Origin of the sequence: Acetobacter sp., assembly GCF_047723915.1 — a bacterium.
Classification (GTDB): domain Bacteria; phylum Pseudomonadota; class Alphaproteobacteria; order Acetobacterales; family Acetobacteraceae; genus Acetobacter.
In genome coordinates, this window is the sequence record NZ_JBDOBQ010000001.1 from 201,255 (window position 1) to 214,201 (window position 12,947).

Annotated in this window: 13 protein-coding genes and 1 tRNA gene; 9 read left to right on the forward strand and 5 right to left on the reverse strand. The window is 60.4% G+C overall.

Annotation, left to right across the window (positions count from 1 at the left end; translation table 11 throughout):
* Nucleotides 1–13 precede the first annotated feature (13 nt).
* The 3 genes from ispG (at nucleotide 14) to prfA (ending at nucleotide 3,612) form a co-directional block, all read left to right on the forward strand.
* Nucleotides 14–1,174, forward strand: coding sequence for a flavodoxin-dependent (E)-4-hydroxy-3-methylbut-2-enyl-diphosphate synthase (ispG, locus tag ABF990_RS00880; RefSeq protein WP_415499606.1), 1,161 nt, complete (start codon nucleotides 14–16; stop codon nucleotides 1,172–1,174).
* A 132-nt stretch (nucleotides 1,175–1,306) separates the two neighbouring features.
* Entirely contained in the window at nucleotides 1,307–2,557 is a 1,251-nt protein-coding gene (hisS, locus tag ABF990_RS00885; protein ID WP_415499605.1) for a histidine--tRNA ligase, read from the forward strand.
* The gene (gene prfA / locus ABF990_RS00890) at nucleotides 2,554–3,612 is read left to right on the forward strand and encodes a peptide chain release factor 1 (RefSeq protein WP_415490582.1); all 1,059 of its coding nucleotides are present in this window, start codon (nucleotides 2,554–2,556) and stop codon (nucleotides 3,610–3,612) included. The genes hisS and prfA overlap by 4 nt, the downstream gene beginning before the upstream one ends.
* A gap of 8 nt (nucleotides 3,613–3,620) precedes the next feature.
* Here prfA and ABF990_RS00895 read toward each other — a convergent pair whose 3' ends face one another.
* The gene (locus ABF990_RS00895) at nucleotides 3,621–4,133 is read right to left on the reverse strand and encodes a hypothetical protein (protein WP_415490581.1); all 513 of its coding nucleotides are present in this window, start codon (nucleotides 4,131–4,133) and stop codon (nucleotides 3,621–3,623) included.
* A 40-nt stretch (nucleotides 4,134–4,173) separates the two neighbouring features.
* Here ABF990_RS00895 and prmC point away from each other — a divergent pair, with 40 nt between their 5' ends.
* A complete protein-coding gene (gene prmC / locus ABF990_RS00900) occupies nucleotides 4,174–5,052 on the forward strand; it encodes a peptide chain release factor N(5)-glutamine methyltransferase (protein ID WP_415490643.1) in 879 nt (292 codons plus the stop codon).
* Nucleotides 5,053–5,319: 267 nt separating this feature from the next.
* Nucleotides 5,320–5,751, forward strand: a complete 432-nt coding sequence (locus ABF990_RS00905; RefSeq protein WP_415490580.1) for a DUF4167 domain-containing protein — start codon at nucleotides 5,320–5,322, stop codon at nucleotides 5,749–5,751.
* 295 nt (nucleotides 5,752–6,046) lie between these two features.
* Here ABF990_RS00905 and ABF990_RS00910 read toward each other — a convergent pair.
* Both ABF990_RS00910 and ABF990_RS00915 read right to left on the reverse strand, forming a co-directional pair.
* Nucleotides 6,047–6,121 (reverse strand) — tRNA-Met (locus ABF990_RS00910).
* Between the two features lie 98 nt (nucleotides 6,122–6,219).
* Nucleotides 6,220–6,678 (reverse strand): MlaD family protein, encoded by a 459-nt coding sequence (locus ABF990_RS00915; RefSeq protein ID WP_415490579.1) that lies wholly within the window; start codon nucleotides 6,676–6,678, stop codon nucleotides 6,220–6,222.
* 125 nt (nucleotides 6,679–6,803) lie between these two features.
* On the opposite strand from ABF990_RS00915, the gene ABF990_RS00920 reads away from it, so the two are divergent.
* Together ABF990_RS00920 and ABF990_RS00925 are read left to right on the forward strand one after the other, a co-directional pair.
* Entirely contained in the window at nucleotides 6,804–7,652 is an 849-nt protein-coding gene (locus tag ABF990_RS00920) for an undecaprenyl-diphosphate phosphatase (protein WP_415490578.1), read from the forward strand.
* Between the two features lie 19 nt (nucleotides 7,653–7,671).
* Entirely contained in the window at nucleotides 7,672–9,189 is a 1,518-nt protein-coding gene (locus tag ABF990_RS00925) for an APC family permease (RefSeq protein ID WP_415490577.1), read from the forward strand.
* A gap of 7 nt (nucleotides 9,190–9,196) precedes the next feature.
* Here the strand turns inward: ABF990_RS00925 and ABF990_RS00930 are convergent, their stop codons facing one another.
* Together ABF990_RS00930 and ABF990_RS00935 are read right to left on the reverse strand one after the other, a co-directional pair.
* Nucleotides 9,197–10,276 (reverse strand): D-alanine--D-alanine ligase, encoded by a 1,080-nt coding sequence (locus ABF990_RS00930; RefSeq protein WP_415490642.1) that lies wholly within the window; start codon nucleotides 10,274–10,276, stop codon nucleotides 9,197–9,199.
* A gap of 17 nt (nucleotides 10,277–10,293) precedes the next feature.
* On the reverse strand, nucleotides 10,294–10,860 hold the full coding sequence (locus tag ABF990_RS00935; protein ID WP_415499647.1) for a DedA family protein: 567 nt from the start codon (nucleotides 10,858–10,860) through the stop codon (nucleotides 10,294–10,296).
* 233 nt (nucleotides 10,861–11,093) lie between these two features.
* Here ABF990_RS00935 and ABF990_RS00940 point away from each other — a divergent pair, with 233 nt between their 5' ends.
* A complete protein-coding gene (locus ABF990_RS00940; protein WP_415499604.1) occupies nucleotides 11,094–12,080 on the forward strand; it encodes a lytic murein transglycosylase in 987 nt (328 codons plus the stop codon).
* Nucleotides 12,077–12,940 carry a septal ring lytic transglycosylase RlpA family protein gene (locus ABF990_RS00945; protein ID WP_415490574.1) on the forward strand — a complete coding sequence of 288 codons (864 nt, stop codon included), beginning with the start codon at nucleotides 12,077–12,079 and terminating at the stop codon, nucleotides 12,938–12,940. The genes ABF990_RS00940 and ABF990_RS00945 overlap by 4 nt, the downstream gene beginning before the upstream one ends.
* The last annotated feature ends 7 nt before the right edge of the window (nucleotides 12,941–12,947 follow it).

Sequence of the window (12,947 nt, forward strand, 5' to 3'; positions counted from 1 at the left end):
AAAAGGATGTAAGATGAGCGGCTACCGGCCTTACCAGCATATTGAGCGTCGGAAATCTCGGAAAATCCATGTCGGCAAAGTCGCCGTCGGTGGGGATGCACCGATTTCCGTTCAGACAATGACCAATACGCTGACCAGCGACGCCCAGGCGACGATCGAGCAGATTCGCAGGGCTGAACTGGCCGGGGTCGACATCGTGCGCGTGTCCTGCCCGGACGAGGAAAGCACTGCCGCCCTGGCGGAAATCGTCAGGGAAGTGAACGTGCCGATCGTGGCGGACATTCACTTTCACTACAAGCGCGCGATCGAGGCGGCAAAGGCGGGGGCCGCGTGTCTGCGGATCAATCCCGGCAATATCGGCAGCCCGGAGCGTGTGCGCGAGGTGGTGAACGCCGCCAAGGACTATGGCTGTTCCATCCGCATCGGGGTGAATGCCGGATCGCTTGAGCGGCATCTTCTGGAAAAATATGGCGAGCCCAACCCTGAAGCGCTGGTGGAAAGCGCTCTGGAACACGCCAAAATTCTTGAAGATCACGATTTCCGCGAATTCAAGATCAGCGTGAAAGCATCAGACGTGTTCATGGCTGTTGCCGCCTACCAGCAACTGTCTGAATCCTGCGATTACCCGCTGCATATCGGCATTACCGAAGCGGGCAGCAAGCGGGCGGGAACGGTCAAGTCCTCCATCGGGCTGGGCAACCTGCTATGGGCCGGTGTGGGTGACACCATGCGTGTGTCCCTGTCCGCCGCCCCGGAAGAAGAAGTGCTGGTGGGCTGGGATATTCTCAAATCCCTTGGCCTGCGGCACCGGGGTGTGAAAATCATCTCCTGTCCGTCCTGCGCGCGGCAGGGTTTCAATGTGGTTGAAACCGTGCAGACGCTTGAAGACCGGCTCGCCCATATCAAGACCCCGCTGACGTTGTCCATTATCGGCTGCGTGGTGAACGGCCCCGGTGAGGCGCTGATGACCGACCTGGGTGTGACCGGCGGCGGTTCGGGGCGGCACATGGTGTATTCCGCCGGCAAGCAGGACCATACCGTGGCGGGTGGCGACATGATCGAACACGTTGTGGAACTGGTTGAGCAGCGTATTGCCGCGATCGAGGCGGAAGAGGCCAAAGCCAAGCAGGAAGGCCAGACGCCTGAACTGCCGGATATGGCTTCCGCCACCTGATATTCGGCCCGTGCGGTTCCGGCGTGGCGGCAATGCCGTCGTGCCGGTGGCTGCGCGCTTATGTCACAAAAAACAGCAAGGTCAGCCAGCCCCTGATCGGGGGCTGGCGTCCAGTCGGGAACAGAACATACCGTGAGCACCATTCAGCCTGTAAGAGGAACGCACGATCTTATCGGTGAGGAGCAGCGGCGCCATACGCATGTGATCGGCACTGCGCGTGAGATTGCCGGGTTTTACGGTTTCGATGAATGGTCGACCCCGATTTTCGAGGACACGCGTGTTTTCTCCCGGTCTTTGGGCGATACGTCGGATGTGGTGTCCAAGGAAATGTATTCCTTCAGTGACCGCGACGGTGAAAGCCTGACCCTGCGCCCTGAAGGCACGGCCGCTGTTTGCCGTGCGCTGGTGACGAACGCACTGACGCAGTCCCTGCCGCAGAAGGTGTTTTACGCCGGTCCCATGTTCAGGCATGAGCGCCCGCAAAAAGGTCGTTATCGACAGTTCCACCAGATCGGCGCGGAACTGATCGGCGCGGCCGAGCCCCTGGCCGATGCGGAAGCCATTGCCCTGGGTCATGCCGTGCTCAAGGCGCTTGGCATTGCCGATTATGTCACGCTGGAACTGAACACGCTGGGCGATACGGAAAGTCGCACCGCGTGGCGGCAGGCGCTGGTTGCATATTTTTCGGCTCACAAGGCAACACTGTCCGAAGACAGCCTGGCCCGGCTTGAGAAAAACCCGCTGCGCATTCTCGACAGCAAGGACGCGGCAGATCGCACGCTGGTGGCCGACGCACCGATGATGGCCGAGTTCCTGACCCCGCAGGCCAGCGCGTTCTGGGATCAACTGCGCCAGAAGCTGGACATGTTCGGCATTGCCTACACGATCAACCCCAGCATCGTTCGGGGGCTGGATTATTATAATCATACCACGTTCGAATTCGTGACCAATCGCCTGGGTTCACAGGGCACGGTACTGGCTGGCGGGCGGTATGACGGGCTGGTCAAGCAGATGGGTGGGCCGGATATTCCGGCCATAGGCTGGGCAGCAGGGGTCGAGCGACTGGCCATGCTGCTTGAAGATGTGGCGCAGGCACCCCGTTCTGTCGTTCTGATTCCTGTCGGCACCCCGGACGAGGCCGCAGTGTGTCAGATCCTGCAGGCTCTGCGCGCCCAGGGTGTGCGTACCGAAATCGGCTACAAGGGGTCCTTGCGCAAACGCATGGAGCGCGCAGGCAAGCAGAATGCGAGCCATGTGCTGTTTCTGGGCGAGGAAGAACTGGCCCGTGGTGCGTTCCGTGTCAAAACCATGGAAAGCGGTGAAGAACGCGAAGTCTCGCGCGATGTCCTGCTGACGGAAGCGCGGAGCGTTTTCGCACCATGACTCTGGATGAACGGCTGGACCGTATTGTCAGCCGGGCGCTGGAACTTGAGGCACAGCTTGCTGGTGGTTTGAGCGGCGATGCCTTTACACAGGCGTCGCGCGAATATGCGGATCTCGATGATCTTGTACGCCGGATCAATGACCTGCGTATGGCGGAGCAGGCCGTACTCCAGGCCGAGCAGCTTATGGCCGACCCGGAAATGAGGGAATTGGCCAGCGCCGAACTGGAAGAACTGCACGAACGCCTGCCGCACCTGCAACGGGATGTGCGACTGGCACTTCTGCCAAAGGACGTGGCGGATGAACGCAGCGCCATTCTGGAAATAAGACCCGCCGCCGGGGGGGACGAAGCCGCGCTGTTCGCGGCTGAACTGTTCGATCTGTACCGCCGTTATGCCGAATTGAAAGGCTGGCGCTTTACCGTCATGGATTATGACGAAAGCGAACTGGGTGGCCTGCGGGGCGGCATTGCCGAAATCAACGGCAAGGGTGTTTTTGCCCGCCTGAAATATGAATCCGGTGTCCATCGGGTGCAGCGTGTCCCCGCAACCGAAAGCCAGGGGCGTATCCACACGTCCACCGTGACCGTGGCTGTGCTGCCCGAAGCCGAGGAGGTGGATGTCACCGTCAATGAGACGGAGCTCAGGATCGACGTGTTCCGGGCTTCAGGGGCAGGTGGGCAGCATGTGAACAAGACTGAAAGTGCGGTGCGGATCACGCATCTGCCAACCGGTATTGTCGTGTCCATGCAGGAAGAAAAAAGCCAGCACAAAAACCGCGCCAAGGCGATGAAGATTTTGCGGGCGCGGCTTTACGAGCGGGAGCGTGAACAGGCTCATGCCTCACGCGCGGCGGACCGCCGTTCGCAGGTGGGAACGGGCGACCGTTCCGAGCGGATCAGGACCTATAATTTTCCCCAGGGCCGCGTGACGGATCACCGCATTAACCTGACGCTCTACAAGATCGATCGTGTCATGTTGGGTGAGCTTGACGAATTTGTGGATGCGCTGACACAGGAAGAACAGGCCATGCTTCTGGCGGCTGAAGGTTTCTAGGCCGGTATTCAGCTTATGGGTGCGGCGCACACGTCGGACCGGCCGGGGGAATGGGTGGCAATATCGGGTGCTGTCGGGTCCAGCAGGTAAAAGTCGGTAAAACCTGAAGAGCCGAGTGCGAAAAAATGATGCCCGTCCGGGTCGCGCAGGGTTCCGTTACTGCTGATTTCGTGCGTTTCCACTTTGCCCTGTTCGGTGCGGACCGTAATTTCTCCGCATAAGGTGTAGGTGTGCTGCTTCTGCCCCTCAGCCGTGGGGATTCGAACCGTTCTTTCCTGCCGTTGATCGTCCAGGCGGAAGGTGGCAACCAGTTTTCCGTCCAGGTAGATACGCGATACTTCAGAAACTTCGCTGTCCGCCTTGCCGTCCGTGACCGAGAAGTCGCCCGCCAGTGCGGGGCGTGCCAGCATGGCGGCCATGATGGTGGTTGCGGCAAGGGCTGGCAATGCGACACGAGAGTGCTGCCTGTCGCGGGCGCGGATAATACGGCTGAAACAGGTAATTCGATAAAACAAACGCATGGGAATACTACGCCAGACCACGACTGGGGGGATCGAAAGCATGACAGCAGACAATACTCAAAACCACCAGTCAATAGAGCAGCTTCTACGCCTGGGCACATCCAGGCTGTCAGAAGCCGGCATAGAAAATCCGCGGCGGGAGGCCCGGCTGCTGCTTCAGCACGCTTTGGGGCAGAGCGCCGAACAGATGCTGGCCCGTTCAGCGCGTGACACCGTTCCCGCAGTGCTGTTCCTGTCCTGGCTGGAACGCCGTGCGGCGCACGAGCCATTCGCCTATATCACCGGTAGCAAAGGATTCTGGAGCCTGGACCTTGCTGTTTCCGGCGCCTCTCTTGTGCCCCGGGCCGATACGGAAACCCTGGTGTCCTGCGTGCTGGAATATTGTCCCGATCATGGTCGTTCGCTTTCCGTGCTGGATCTGGGTACTGGCAGCGGGTGTCTTCTGCTGGCCGTTCTGGCCGAATATCCGGCGGCATGGGGGGTTGGGGTCGATATCAACCCGCAGGCTGCAGGTCTTGCCCGCCTCAACGCCGAACGGTCGGGGCTGGCGGGCAGGGCGGTCATGATGGCGGGGGAATGGGCGCAGGCTCTGGCGGACCATGCCCGGTTCGACGTGGTGCTGAGCAACCCGCCATACATTCCCACGCAGGATCTGCAGACCCTCATGCCCGAGGTGCGTGAGCACGAACCCATAGCCGCGCTGGATGGCGGGGCTGACGGGCTGGATGCCTACCGGGTCCTGTGTCAGCGCCTGCCATCCCTGCTGGCGCCTGGTGGGATCGGTGTGTTTGAAATCGGCATTGGCCAGGGACCGGCCTTGCGGGAGTTGGCCGCGCAAGCCGGGCTAAGCGTTGTCGCAGTGCAGCCTGATCTTGGCGGCATACCCCGCGCTGTTGTCCTGCGGGCCGTTGCGTCCTGATGGGTTTGCCTGACATGGAAAAAAGCGGTTGGCATTACACGCTATGGTTGGTATAGTTGCTCTGCTTGATTTTGCAGCAGCCGGAGATTGTGTAATCTCCACCCTGCCAGACAAGCGGTAAGGGCCTTTCGTCTGGCAACGCGTATACCGTTGCCGTTTAGAAGCCCCTCCCAAAAACAATTCGGCCTTCATTCAGGAACAAGCCTTTTCTATCGGACTGTTTCCTCATGCTAAGTGCCATGAACAGGAAAGCGCTGTGGTAAACCCATGAACGTAAAACGGATGCGGACCAGACATCATCGTTCCGGCGGGAGCAATGGAGCGTCCAGGCAACTGAACGGCCAGATTCCGATGAACCGGAATCATGTTTTTGATAGTCATGGCCCGGATGTACGTGTCAGAGGCACGGCCCAGCAGCTTTTTGAAAAATACCTTCAGCTTGGGCGCGACGCCACGGGTAGCGGCGACAGGGTCGCGGCCGAGGCTTATTTCCAGCATGCCGAGCATTATTTCCGTATCATGAACGCCATGGCTCAGGCTGCCCAGCAAAGCCAGCAGGAACGGGCGGAACGGCAAAGCACGCGCCAGCAGCGCCAGTCCCATGCGGTTGAAGAGGGTGAACCCCAGCCGGATATCGAGGACGGCCCGGAAGAAAGTGACCTCTCCTCCGAACCGCAGCCTGAACTCTCCGAAGGCTGAACAGACAATACCAGGCGCAAATCCCGGCCAGCATAGCGGCGGGCGAGGGATTTGCCGCCAGATATCCATGATCGGGTAGCAGGGCACTCTGCGGGGTAGCTGACGTTACCGACGTTAGGGCCCTTTTTTGACAGGGAAGAGTGGTTTCCGGTCCCCATAGCGGGCCAGCGTGCAGTCTTGTCCATTTTGGACGGGACATGACTGCCATTTCCCCAGCAGCTTTTTCCGGTTGCGATCCTTTAGGATGCAGTTCCGGTTTTGCTGTAGGATAATGCGTTATTTTTCAAGGAAAACCTGGTAGCGGCGGAAGGATTTGAACCTCCGACCAAGGGATTATGATTCCCCTGCTCTACCACTGAGCTACGCCGCCATCGTGTTGGTGGCGCTGATCTACCGTGTCCCGCATCACGCGTCAACCCATGGCAAGCGGTGGGGGAAATTTTTTTGGGTATCCAGCGCTTTTACGGCTTATTGGCCGAGCGATCCGACACCGAAAATGTAGTTGCTGACCTGCTGTTCCAGGCTTGTAGGTTCCATGGTGTGTGTCAGCATCGTGCCCGGGGCTGCGTAGTCGGTCGTGCTGCCGGGTTCGATCATCAGCGCGCTGTCGGAGGACAGAGTGGCGCTGCCGATGCTCAGCAGGCTGTCCTTGGGCAGACGCAACGCCTTGTCGAGCTGGAAGCGGACAATGGCCATCTGGGTCTGTGTATCCAGCGTTACGGATGAAACGCGGCCTACGCGTACCCCCGCCATATCGACATCGGCTCCGTGTGCGAGGCCGGTGGCCGAGACAAAGCGTGCTGACAGTTCGTAACTGGCCGTGCCGGGTGTTTTCTGGGTTTTATAGGCGTACAGCATGAAAGTCGCTGTACCGAGCAGCACCAGTATGCTGAAAATACTTGCGCCTATCTGGCCTTGCTTGCTCATAACCTGCGGGTTTCCTTGTCTGTGGGTCTTGGTCCCTGTCGTGGACAAGACAGAAAACCTTGTAGCACATGGGTGCTTGGTGCAAGAACAGCAGGGTAGCCTGCTAGTGTGGATCGTGACCGGACATGTCTTTTTTTCAAGCCCTTATCATGGCAATTCTTCAGGGTGCGACGGAACTTTTTCCCGTCAGCAGTCTGGGGCATGCGGTGATCCTGCCCTCCGTGCTGCGCTGGGCTTATGACCCGCACGACATAACGTTTCTGCCGTTTCTGGTCATGCTGCATCTGGGCACGTCGGTTGCGTTGCTGGTGTATTTCTTCAAGGACTGGGCTGCCCTGATCAAAGGCGTGCTGGGGTCGGAAGGGCAGCGTATCCAGCTGGAGAGCTTCCATATCTTCTGGCTGCTTATCGTCGCCACGATTCCCGCCGTGATCGTCGGGGGGCTGTTCGAGCATCTGCTACGGTCCATGTTCGGGTCTGCGTCTTCGGCCGCCATTTTCCTGTTCCTGAACGGGCTGCTTCTTCTGCTGACGGAAAAACTGCGCAGCGACGTTCCGGGCCGGGAAGTACGCTGCATCGCGGCCCTGACCTCGCGCGATGCGGTGGTGATCGGTCTTTTCCAGTGTCTGGCTTTTTTTCCCGGTCTTTCTCGTTCGGGGGCTACGATGTGCGGCGGGTTGCTGCGCGGCCTGCATCATGATGCAGCGGCCCGTTTTTCCTTTCTCATGGCGCAGCCGGTCATTCTGGCGGCAACCGTGCGCGAGGCATTTAAAATGCGGCATATCCCGTTGCAGCCAGGCCAGATGCACATTGCCCTGATCGCGGCGGTGGTATCGGCCATTACGGCGCTGATCAGCACGGCATTTCTCATGCGTTATTTCCGTAACCACGATAACTGGGCCATGACTCCGTTTGCAGTTTACTGCATGGGGGCAGGGGCTGCTGCGTGGTGTTTCCTGCATTTCGCGCTCTGATCGGTAGCCCGCGCGCGAGATGCCTACGCTAAAGCGGCGCAAGACGCTCGAACGACTGCGCTATGAAAACAGCACGCAGCGCCTGAAACGAACATTGGGGCCGTTGCAACTGACCGTACTGGGCGTGGGGTCCACAATCGGTGCGGGGATTTACGTCATGACCGGAACGGCGGCCGCCAACTACGCGGGCCCGTCCATTCTGCTGTCGTTTATCGTGGCGGGTGTTGCCTGCCTGTTTACCGCTTTGTCCTATGCTGAACTGGCTTCTGTCATGCCGGTATCCGGTTCGGCCTATACCTATGCCTATGTCAGCATGGGGGAAGGCTGGGCTTGGGCGGTTGGCTGGTTGCTGCTGCTGGAATATGGCGTGTCCTGTGCAGGGGTGGCCGCGGGTTTTTCCGGTTATGCGGTCAGTCTGGCGCAGGATCTGGGGCTACATGTTCCAAAAGCCCTGTCCTCCACCACGTTACAGATTGCAACCCAGGATGGTGGGCGATCGGTCATGGCCGGGTGGCGTTTCGACCTGCCTGCGGCGGCCGCCATTCTTGCGGTCAGTCTGTTGCTGGTGGTTGGCGTGCGGGAATCGTTCCGGATCAATGCTGGCGTTGTTTTTCTCAAGGTCGGTGTGCTGGTGCTGTTTGTGGCCTTTGGTATCCGGCATGTTCATCCGGCTTACTGGGTGCCTTTCATACCGCCACATGCGGGCGGTTTTCATTACGGCGTTCCGGGCATTTTTCGCGCGGCGTCGATCATTTTCTTTGCTTATGTCGGGTTCGAGGCTGTCTCCACCGCCTCGGCAGAGGCCCGTCATCCCCGGCGGGACGTGCCCGTCGGCATTGTGGCGGCCCTGCTTGTGTGTACGCTTGTGTACATGGTTGTTGCCGCAGTCCTGATCGGCGTTGTGCCGTGGCGCCTGCTTGATGTGGCAGACCCGCTGGCCATTGCCGTAAACGCCATGGGCGAGCCCTGGCTTGCAATATGTATCAAGCTCGGCGCGGTTATAGGGTTGTGTTCGGTATTACTGGGGCTGCTCTACGCCCAGAGTCGCATTTTTTACGCCATGGCGGAGGATGGGCTGCTGCCGGGGCTGTTTTCGCGCCTGCACGGTCATTTTCAGACACCCTGGATCGGCAGTCTTCTGCTGGGTCTGCTTGCCGCCATCGCTACGGCCGTGCTGCCGATCGATATCATCAGCGATCTCGTAAGCCTGGGCACGGCCTCCGCTTTCGGGATTGTGTGCCTGACCGTGATCTGGATGCGTAATACAGCGCCCGATGTGCCCCGCCTGTTCCGTGTGCCGCTGGGCGGCTTTAAGGTGCGCGGGGTATGGGTCGGTTATGTTCCGCTGCTGGGAATGGCCTTTTGCCTGGTCATGGTCGCCCCGTTATGCGTGGATATGATTCTGGCCCTGCTGGCGGGTGACCCGCTGCCATTGCTGCTATTGCTGGGCTACGCTGTGTGCGGGTGGGCTGCCTATCGCTTTTACGGTCACAGGCATTCACGGATGGGACAGGATGGTGTGCCCGGCATGCGCTGAATCCGGCTCAGTCGTTCAGGGGGTAGGACGCCAGCAGTCGTTTCTGCCGTCGCCACAGGCGGATGCCGCGCCATAGCGGTGTGGGCTTCCACCCGGCGGCTTTTTTCTTGGCGCCTATGCGAAACGCCTCCCCGTAATGATGGAACTGCGCGCGATAGGCTTCGCGCAGGGTGGTGCTGGCGTCCCAGATATGCGTGGCTTCCGAGCCTACACCGTTGATTTCTATAATTTCAAAATCCTCGCCCCGGCGCAGGCTTTCTTTGGTGCTGAATTTGATATCCACCCGCCCGAAATGAAAATCGGGAATATCGCTCATGATCGCGTCCATGCGTGCGCGCAACGCGGGGGTGATATCCGCGGCACCATTGCGAAAAATGGCTCCTTTGCAATGGTTGCCCGCAAAAACGAGATCGAGCTGTTCCCCCTCTGCCAGTACGCAGTGCAGGCGTGATGTCAGGCGGGGGGCATAAAGATGCAGCACCTTGCCGGTGCGCGGGTCTTGCTGGAGCAGTTCCATTACCGTATGCCGCCCGTCCCCCGTCAGGGTGGGAATTTCCTTGTAGGTAAGGGAGGAAATTTCCCCCTCGGTCCTGTCGGGGTGGCGGATGTAGAATACCCCGGCCTCGTGCGGCAGGCGTATCAGCTTCTGGATCACCAGTTCGGTCCCGCGCGGGAACGCTGCCAGTGCCGCGGCAAGCTCGGGTTCGGAGCGGACCAGTTTGACGCCCGTGCCGTTGCACCCGATATCGGGCTTGACCACAACAGGCAGTGTCAGGTTTCTGGCCTGCATGGCGTCAAGGGTGCGGGGCAGGTCGTTCCTGTCTGTTACAAGCGTGGTGTAGGGGGCGATCCAGCGCGAGGCATAGGGGCCGGCCATGTCCAGAATGCTGCTTTTGCTTTCTCCGCACAGCCCGCCGGTGACAATGCGGGGGTTGGCCGCAGTCGGCACGGTAACGTCACGGTAGCGCAGGCCCAGCAGAATCCAGTAAATGACAACCGGCGTGTAGAAAATCCAGCCGGGCCAGAATTCGAACAGTGAGAGCGGGTTGGGCTTTCTGTCGTGCTGTGTTGCGGCGGTGGCCCCCATGGGGTCTGTTCGGATTTTCATGTTTTATGCTTCTGGATGCGTGCGAACACATGCCCCATGAGACTGACGACAAGCACAAAGCCGCCCAGCCCCACCCAGCGCCATGCGCCCAGATGGGCGAGCAGGAAGTCACCCACCGGCAGGGACAGCGTAAATAACGCGGTTGTCCAGATCAGGGTCGCAAGTGCCGTGGCCAGGGTGAAGACGGGTAACCCCGCGCTGAGAAAGCCGCAGGTGGTGTAGAGGGGCAGGCGGGTGCCGGGAACGAAGCGGCTGACAAAAACCACCCAGAACAACCGGCGAGAAAGCCAGTCATGCGGTGCGCGGCCTTCGTTCAGGGTGACCCAGCGCCGCGCGGGGGGCCAGCAGGCGGCCAGACGCCCCAGACCATACAGGCCAATATCGCCAAGGATTATTCCCACATACAGCGCCAGGAGTGCCGTCATGGGGGTTATGATATGCAACCGGACCTGAATGGCGGTGATAACGGTTGCTGCGTCTTCGAGCACGAACGTGGCTAAAATGACAAGTGCTACCTGCAACAGCGGACTTGCCGCGCTCAGTTCCAGAAGATGGTCCAGCAAGGAAAATCTGTTCTCCCGGTCAAGGCGGGCCGGTACAGAAAGCACGGGCATACCGGCTGGTGGGGACGAGCAGTAACAGGCGCTTTTGCCTGCCGGATGTCAAGTTGTGACCGGGGCGGCACACCACGCCTGCGGGCATGCGGCCAATGCGCGAAAAGCGCGCAAGATATCCTGACAGATGGCGTATTGCACTGTAGTCTGGTGCCAAACAGTCCGAACGGATCATGAAGCCGATGCTGCGAAGAACTCTGCTTGTTTGTGGCGTGGCCGCCCTGGGATGTTCTCGGGCCGTGGCTCGGCCATCCCCGCCGCGTGAAAAGGTTCATGGCGGGTATGCGGTCTTTCTGGCCGGGGTGCGTCGGCAGGCGGTGGCGCAGGGGCTTTCACCCGCGCTGGTGACCCGTGCTCTGGCCCTGAGCCCCCACCCGAACCAGAAAGTTCTGCAGGCAGACCGGCACCAGCCTGAATTCACCCTGACATGGGCGCAATACAAGGCCCGTGTCCTGACGGAAAAGAAACTGTCGGACGGGCTGGAGGCGACGGCCCGGCGGGCCGACCTGCTCGGGCAGATCAGCCGTCATTACGGGGTAAGCAAAGGGGCCATTGCGGGCATATGGGGGCTGGAATCAGCCTACGGCACGCGTATGGGCACCTATTTCGTTATCGATGCGCTGGCAACGCTGGCGTATGACGGGCGCAGGTCGGCCTTTTTCCGGGCCGAACTGTTCAAGGCCCTGCATATTCTCGCCCAGGGCGCGGTCGCACCTGCGGGCATGATGGGCAGTTACGCGGGGGCCATGGGGCAGCCCCAGTTCATGCCCAGTGCCTATGAACGGTACGCCGCCAGTTTTCCCGCCGGTGGGCGGGGCGATATCTGGCATAATGAAGGCGACGTGTTTGCCTCTATTGCAAACTATCTTGCCAGGTGCGATTGGCAGGACGGCCAACCCTGGGGTGAAGAGGTGATCGTGCCCGACACGGTGGACCAGGCTCTTCTGGGGCGTGGCGCGGTCAGGCCGATGGCGTGGTGGGTGGCGCAGGGAGTAAGGCCGCGTGCGGGCAGTTTTGTGGGGTCAGCACCTGAAGGCGCGGTTATCAGGCCGGACGGGCCGGGGGGCGAGGCCTTTATTGTCTACCATAATTTCAACGTCATACGCCGCTATAACCCGTCCGACTTCTACGCGCTGGGTGTGGGCCTCCTGGGTGATGCAATAACGTGAAGAAAGCGGTTTTTTTTCTCGGCTGTGTGGCCCTTGCCGCCTGTACGCGCAAAGAACCTGTCCGGCCGGACCTCCATTACGTGGTGGGCGCGCCGTGGCAGGCGGATGGACGCTGGTTCTACCCCAGGGAGGAATTTTCCTGGCAGGGAACCGGTGTGGCGGTCAGGCAGACTGGCAGGGACGGTGAACTGACCACCGATGGTGAGGTACGCGATAGCGCAACCATGACCGGCAGCCACCAGAGCCTGCAGTTGCCTGCTGTCGTGACAGTCATCAACCTTGAAAACGGGCGCGAGGTCACGATCCGCGTGAATGACCGGGGGCCCGCCATGGCCGGGCGGATGATCGGCCTTTCGTCCCGTGCCGCGGACCTGCTGGGCATGGGCAAGGGGCCTGCACAGGTGCGTGTGGTGGAAGACGAGGCAGCCAGCCGCCAGTTGGCCGAAACATTGCCTGGCGGTCCCACGCTCCAGATCAGTTCGGCCCCTCTTGAACGTGTCACGCAGACAGACCTTGGCGGCGCACAGGGAACCAGCGTAGTCGGGGCGGAGAACTCTGCCGTGGCGGCCGGTACCCCGCATGGGCCAACCGTCCTGCCCGACCTGCCCGTCACCGTCAGGCAGGGGCAGCCGGGACCGGGCATGTTCTGGGTGGAGACAATGGATTTCACCTCGCGCTATGCGGCCATGGTGCAGGCTGCGCGTCAGGGTGGCGTGCTTCGTCCGGCCATGACCGGGAGCGGGCAGGGCACGCTGTGGGCTGTGCGCTACGGGCCATTTGTGACTATACAGGAGGCGGATGCGGCTTTGAAACGCGCGCTGGCCTCTGGTTTAACCGGATCTCACCTCGTCGTCGAATAGGGAAAAA

Excerpts from the sequence above, each read along its gene's own strand:
- ABF990_RS00915 (WP_415490579.1), bottom strand. The coding sequence starts at position 6,678 with ATGAGCAAGCAAGGCCAGATAGGCGCAAGTATTTTCAGCATACTGGTG.
- ispG (WP_415499606.1), top strand. The coding sequence starts at position 14 with ATGAGCGGCTACCGGCCTTACCAGCATATTGAGCGTCGGAAATCTCGG.
- prfA (WP_415490582.1), top strand. The coding sequence starts at position 2,554 with ATGACTCTGGATGAACGGCTGGACCGTATTGTCAGCCGGGCGCTGGAA.
- ABF990_RS00905 (WP_415490580.1), top strand. The coding sequence starts at position 5,320 with ATGAACGTAAAACGGATGCGGACCAGACATCATCGTTCCGGCGGGAGC.
- prmC (WP_415490643.1), top strand. The coding sequence starts at position 4,174 with ATGACAGCAGACAATACTCAAAACCACCAGTCAATAGAGCAGCTTCTA.
- ABF990_RS00930 (WP_415490642.1), bottom strand. The coding sequence starts at position 10,276 with ATGGGGGCCACCGCCGCAACACAGCACGACAGAAAGCCCAACCCGCTC.
- ABF990_RS00895 (WP_415490581.1), bottom strand. The coding sequence starts at position 4,133 with ATGCGTTTGTTTTATCGAATTACCTGTTTCAGCCGTATTATCCGCGCC.
- ABF990_RS00940 (WP_415499604.1), top strand. The coding sequence starts at position 11,094 with ATGCTGCGAAGAACTCTGCTTGTTTGTGGCGTGGCCGCCCTGGGATGT.
- ABF990_RS00925 (WP_415490577.1), top strand. The coding sequence starts at position 7,672 with ATGCCTACGCTAAAGCGGCGCAAGACGCTCGAACGACTGCGCTATGAA.
- ABF990_RS00920 (WP_415490578.1), top strand. The coding sequence starts at position 6,804 with ATGTCTTTTTTTCAAGCCCTTATCATGGCAATTCTTCAGGGTGCGACG.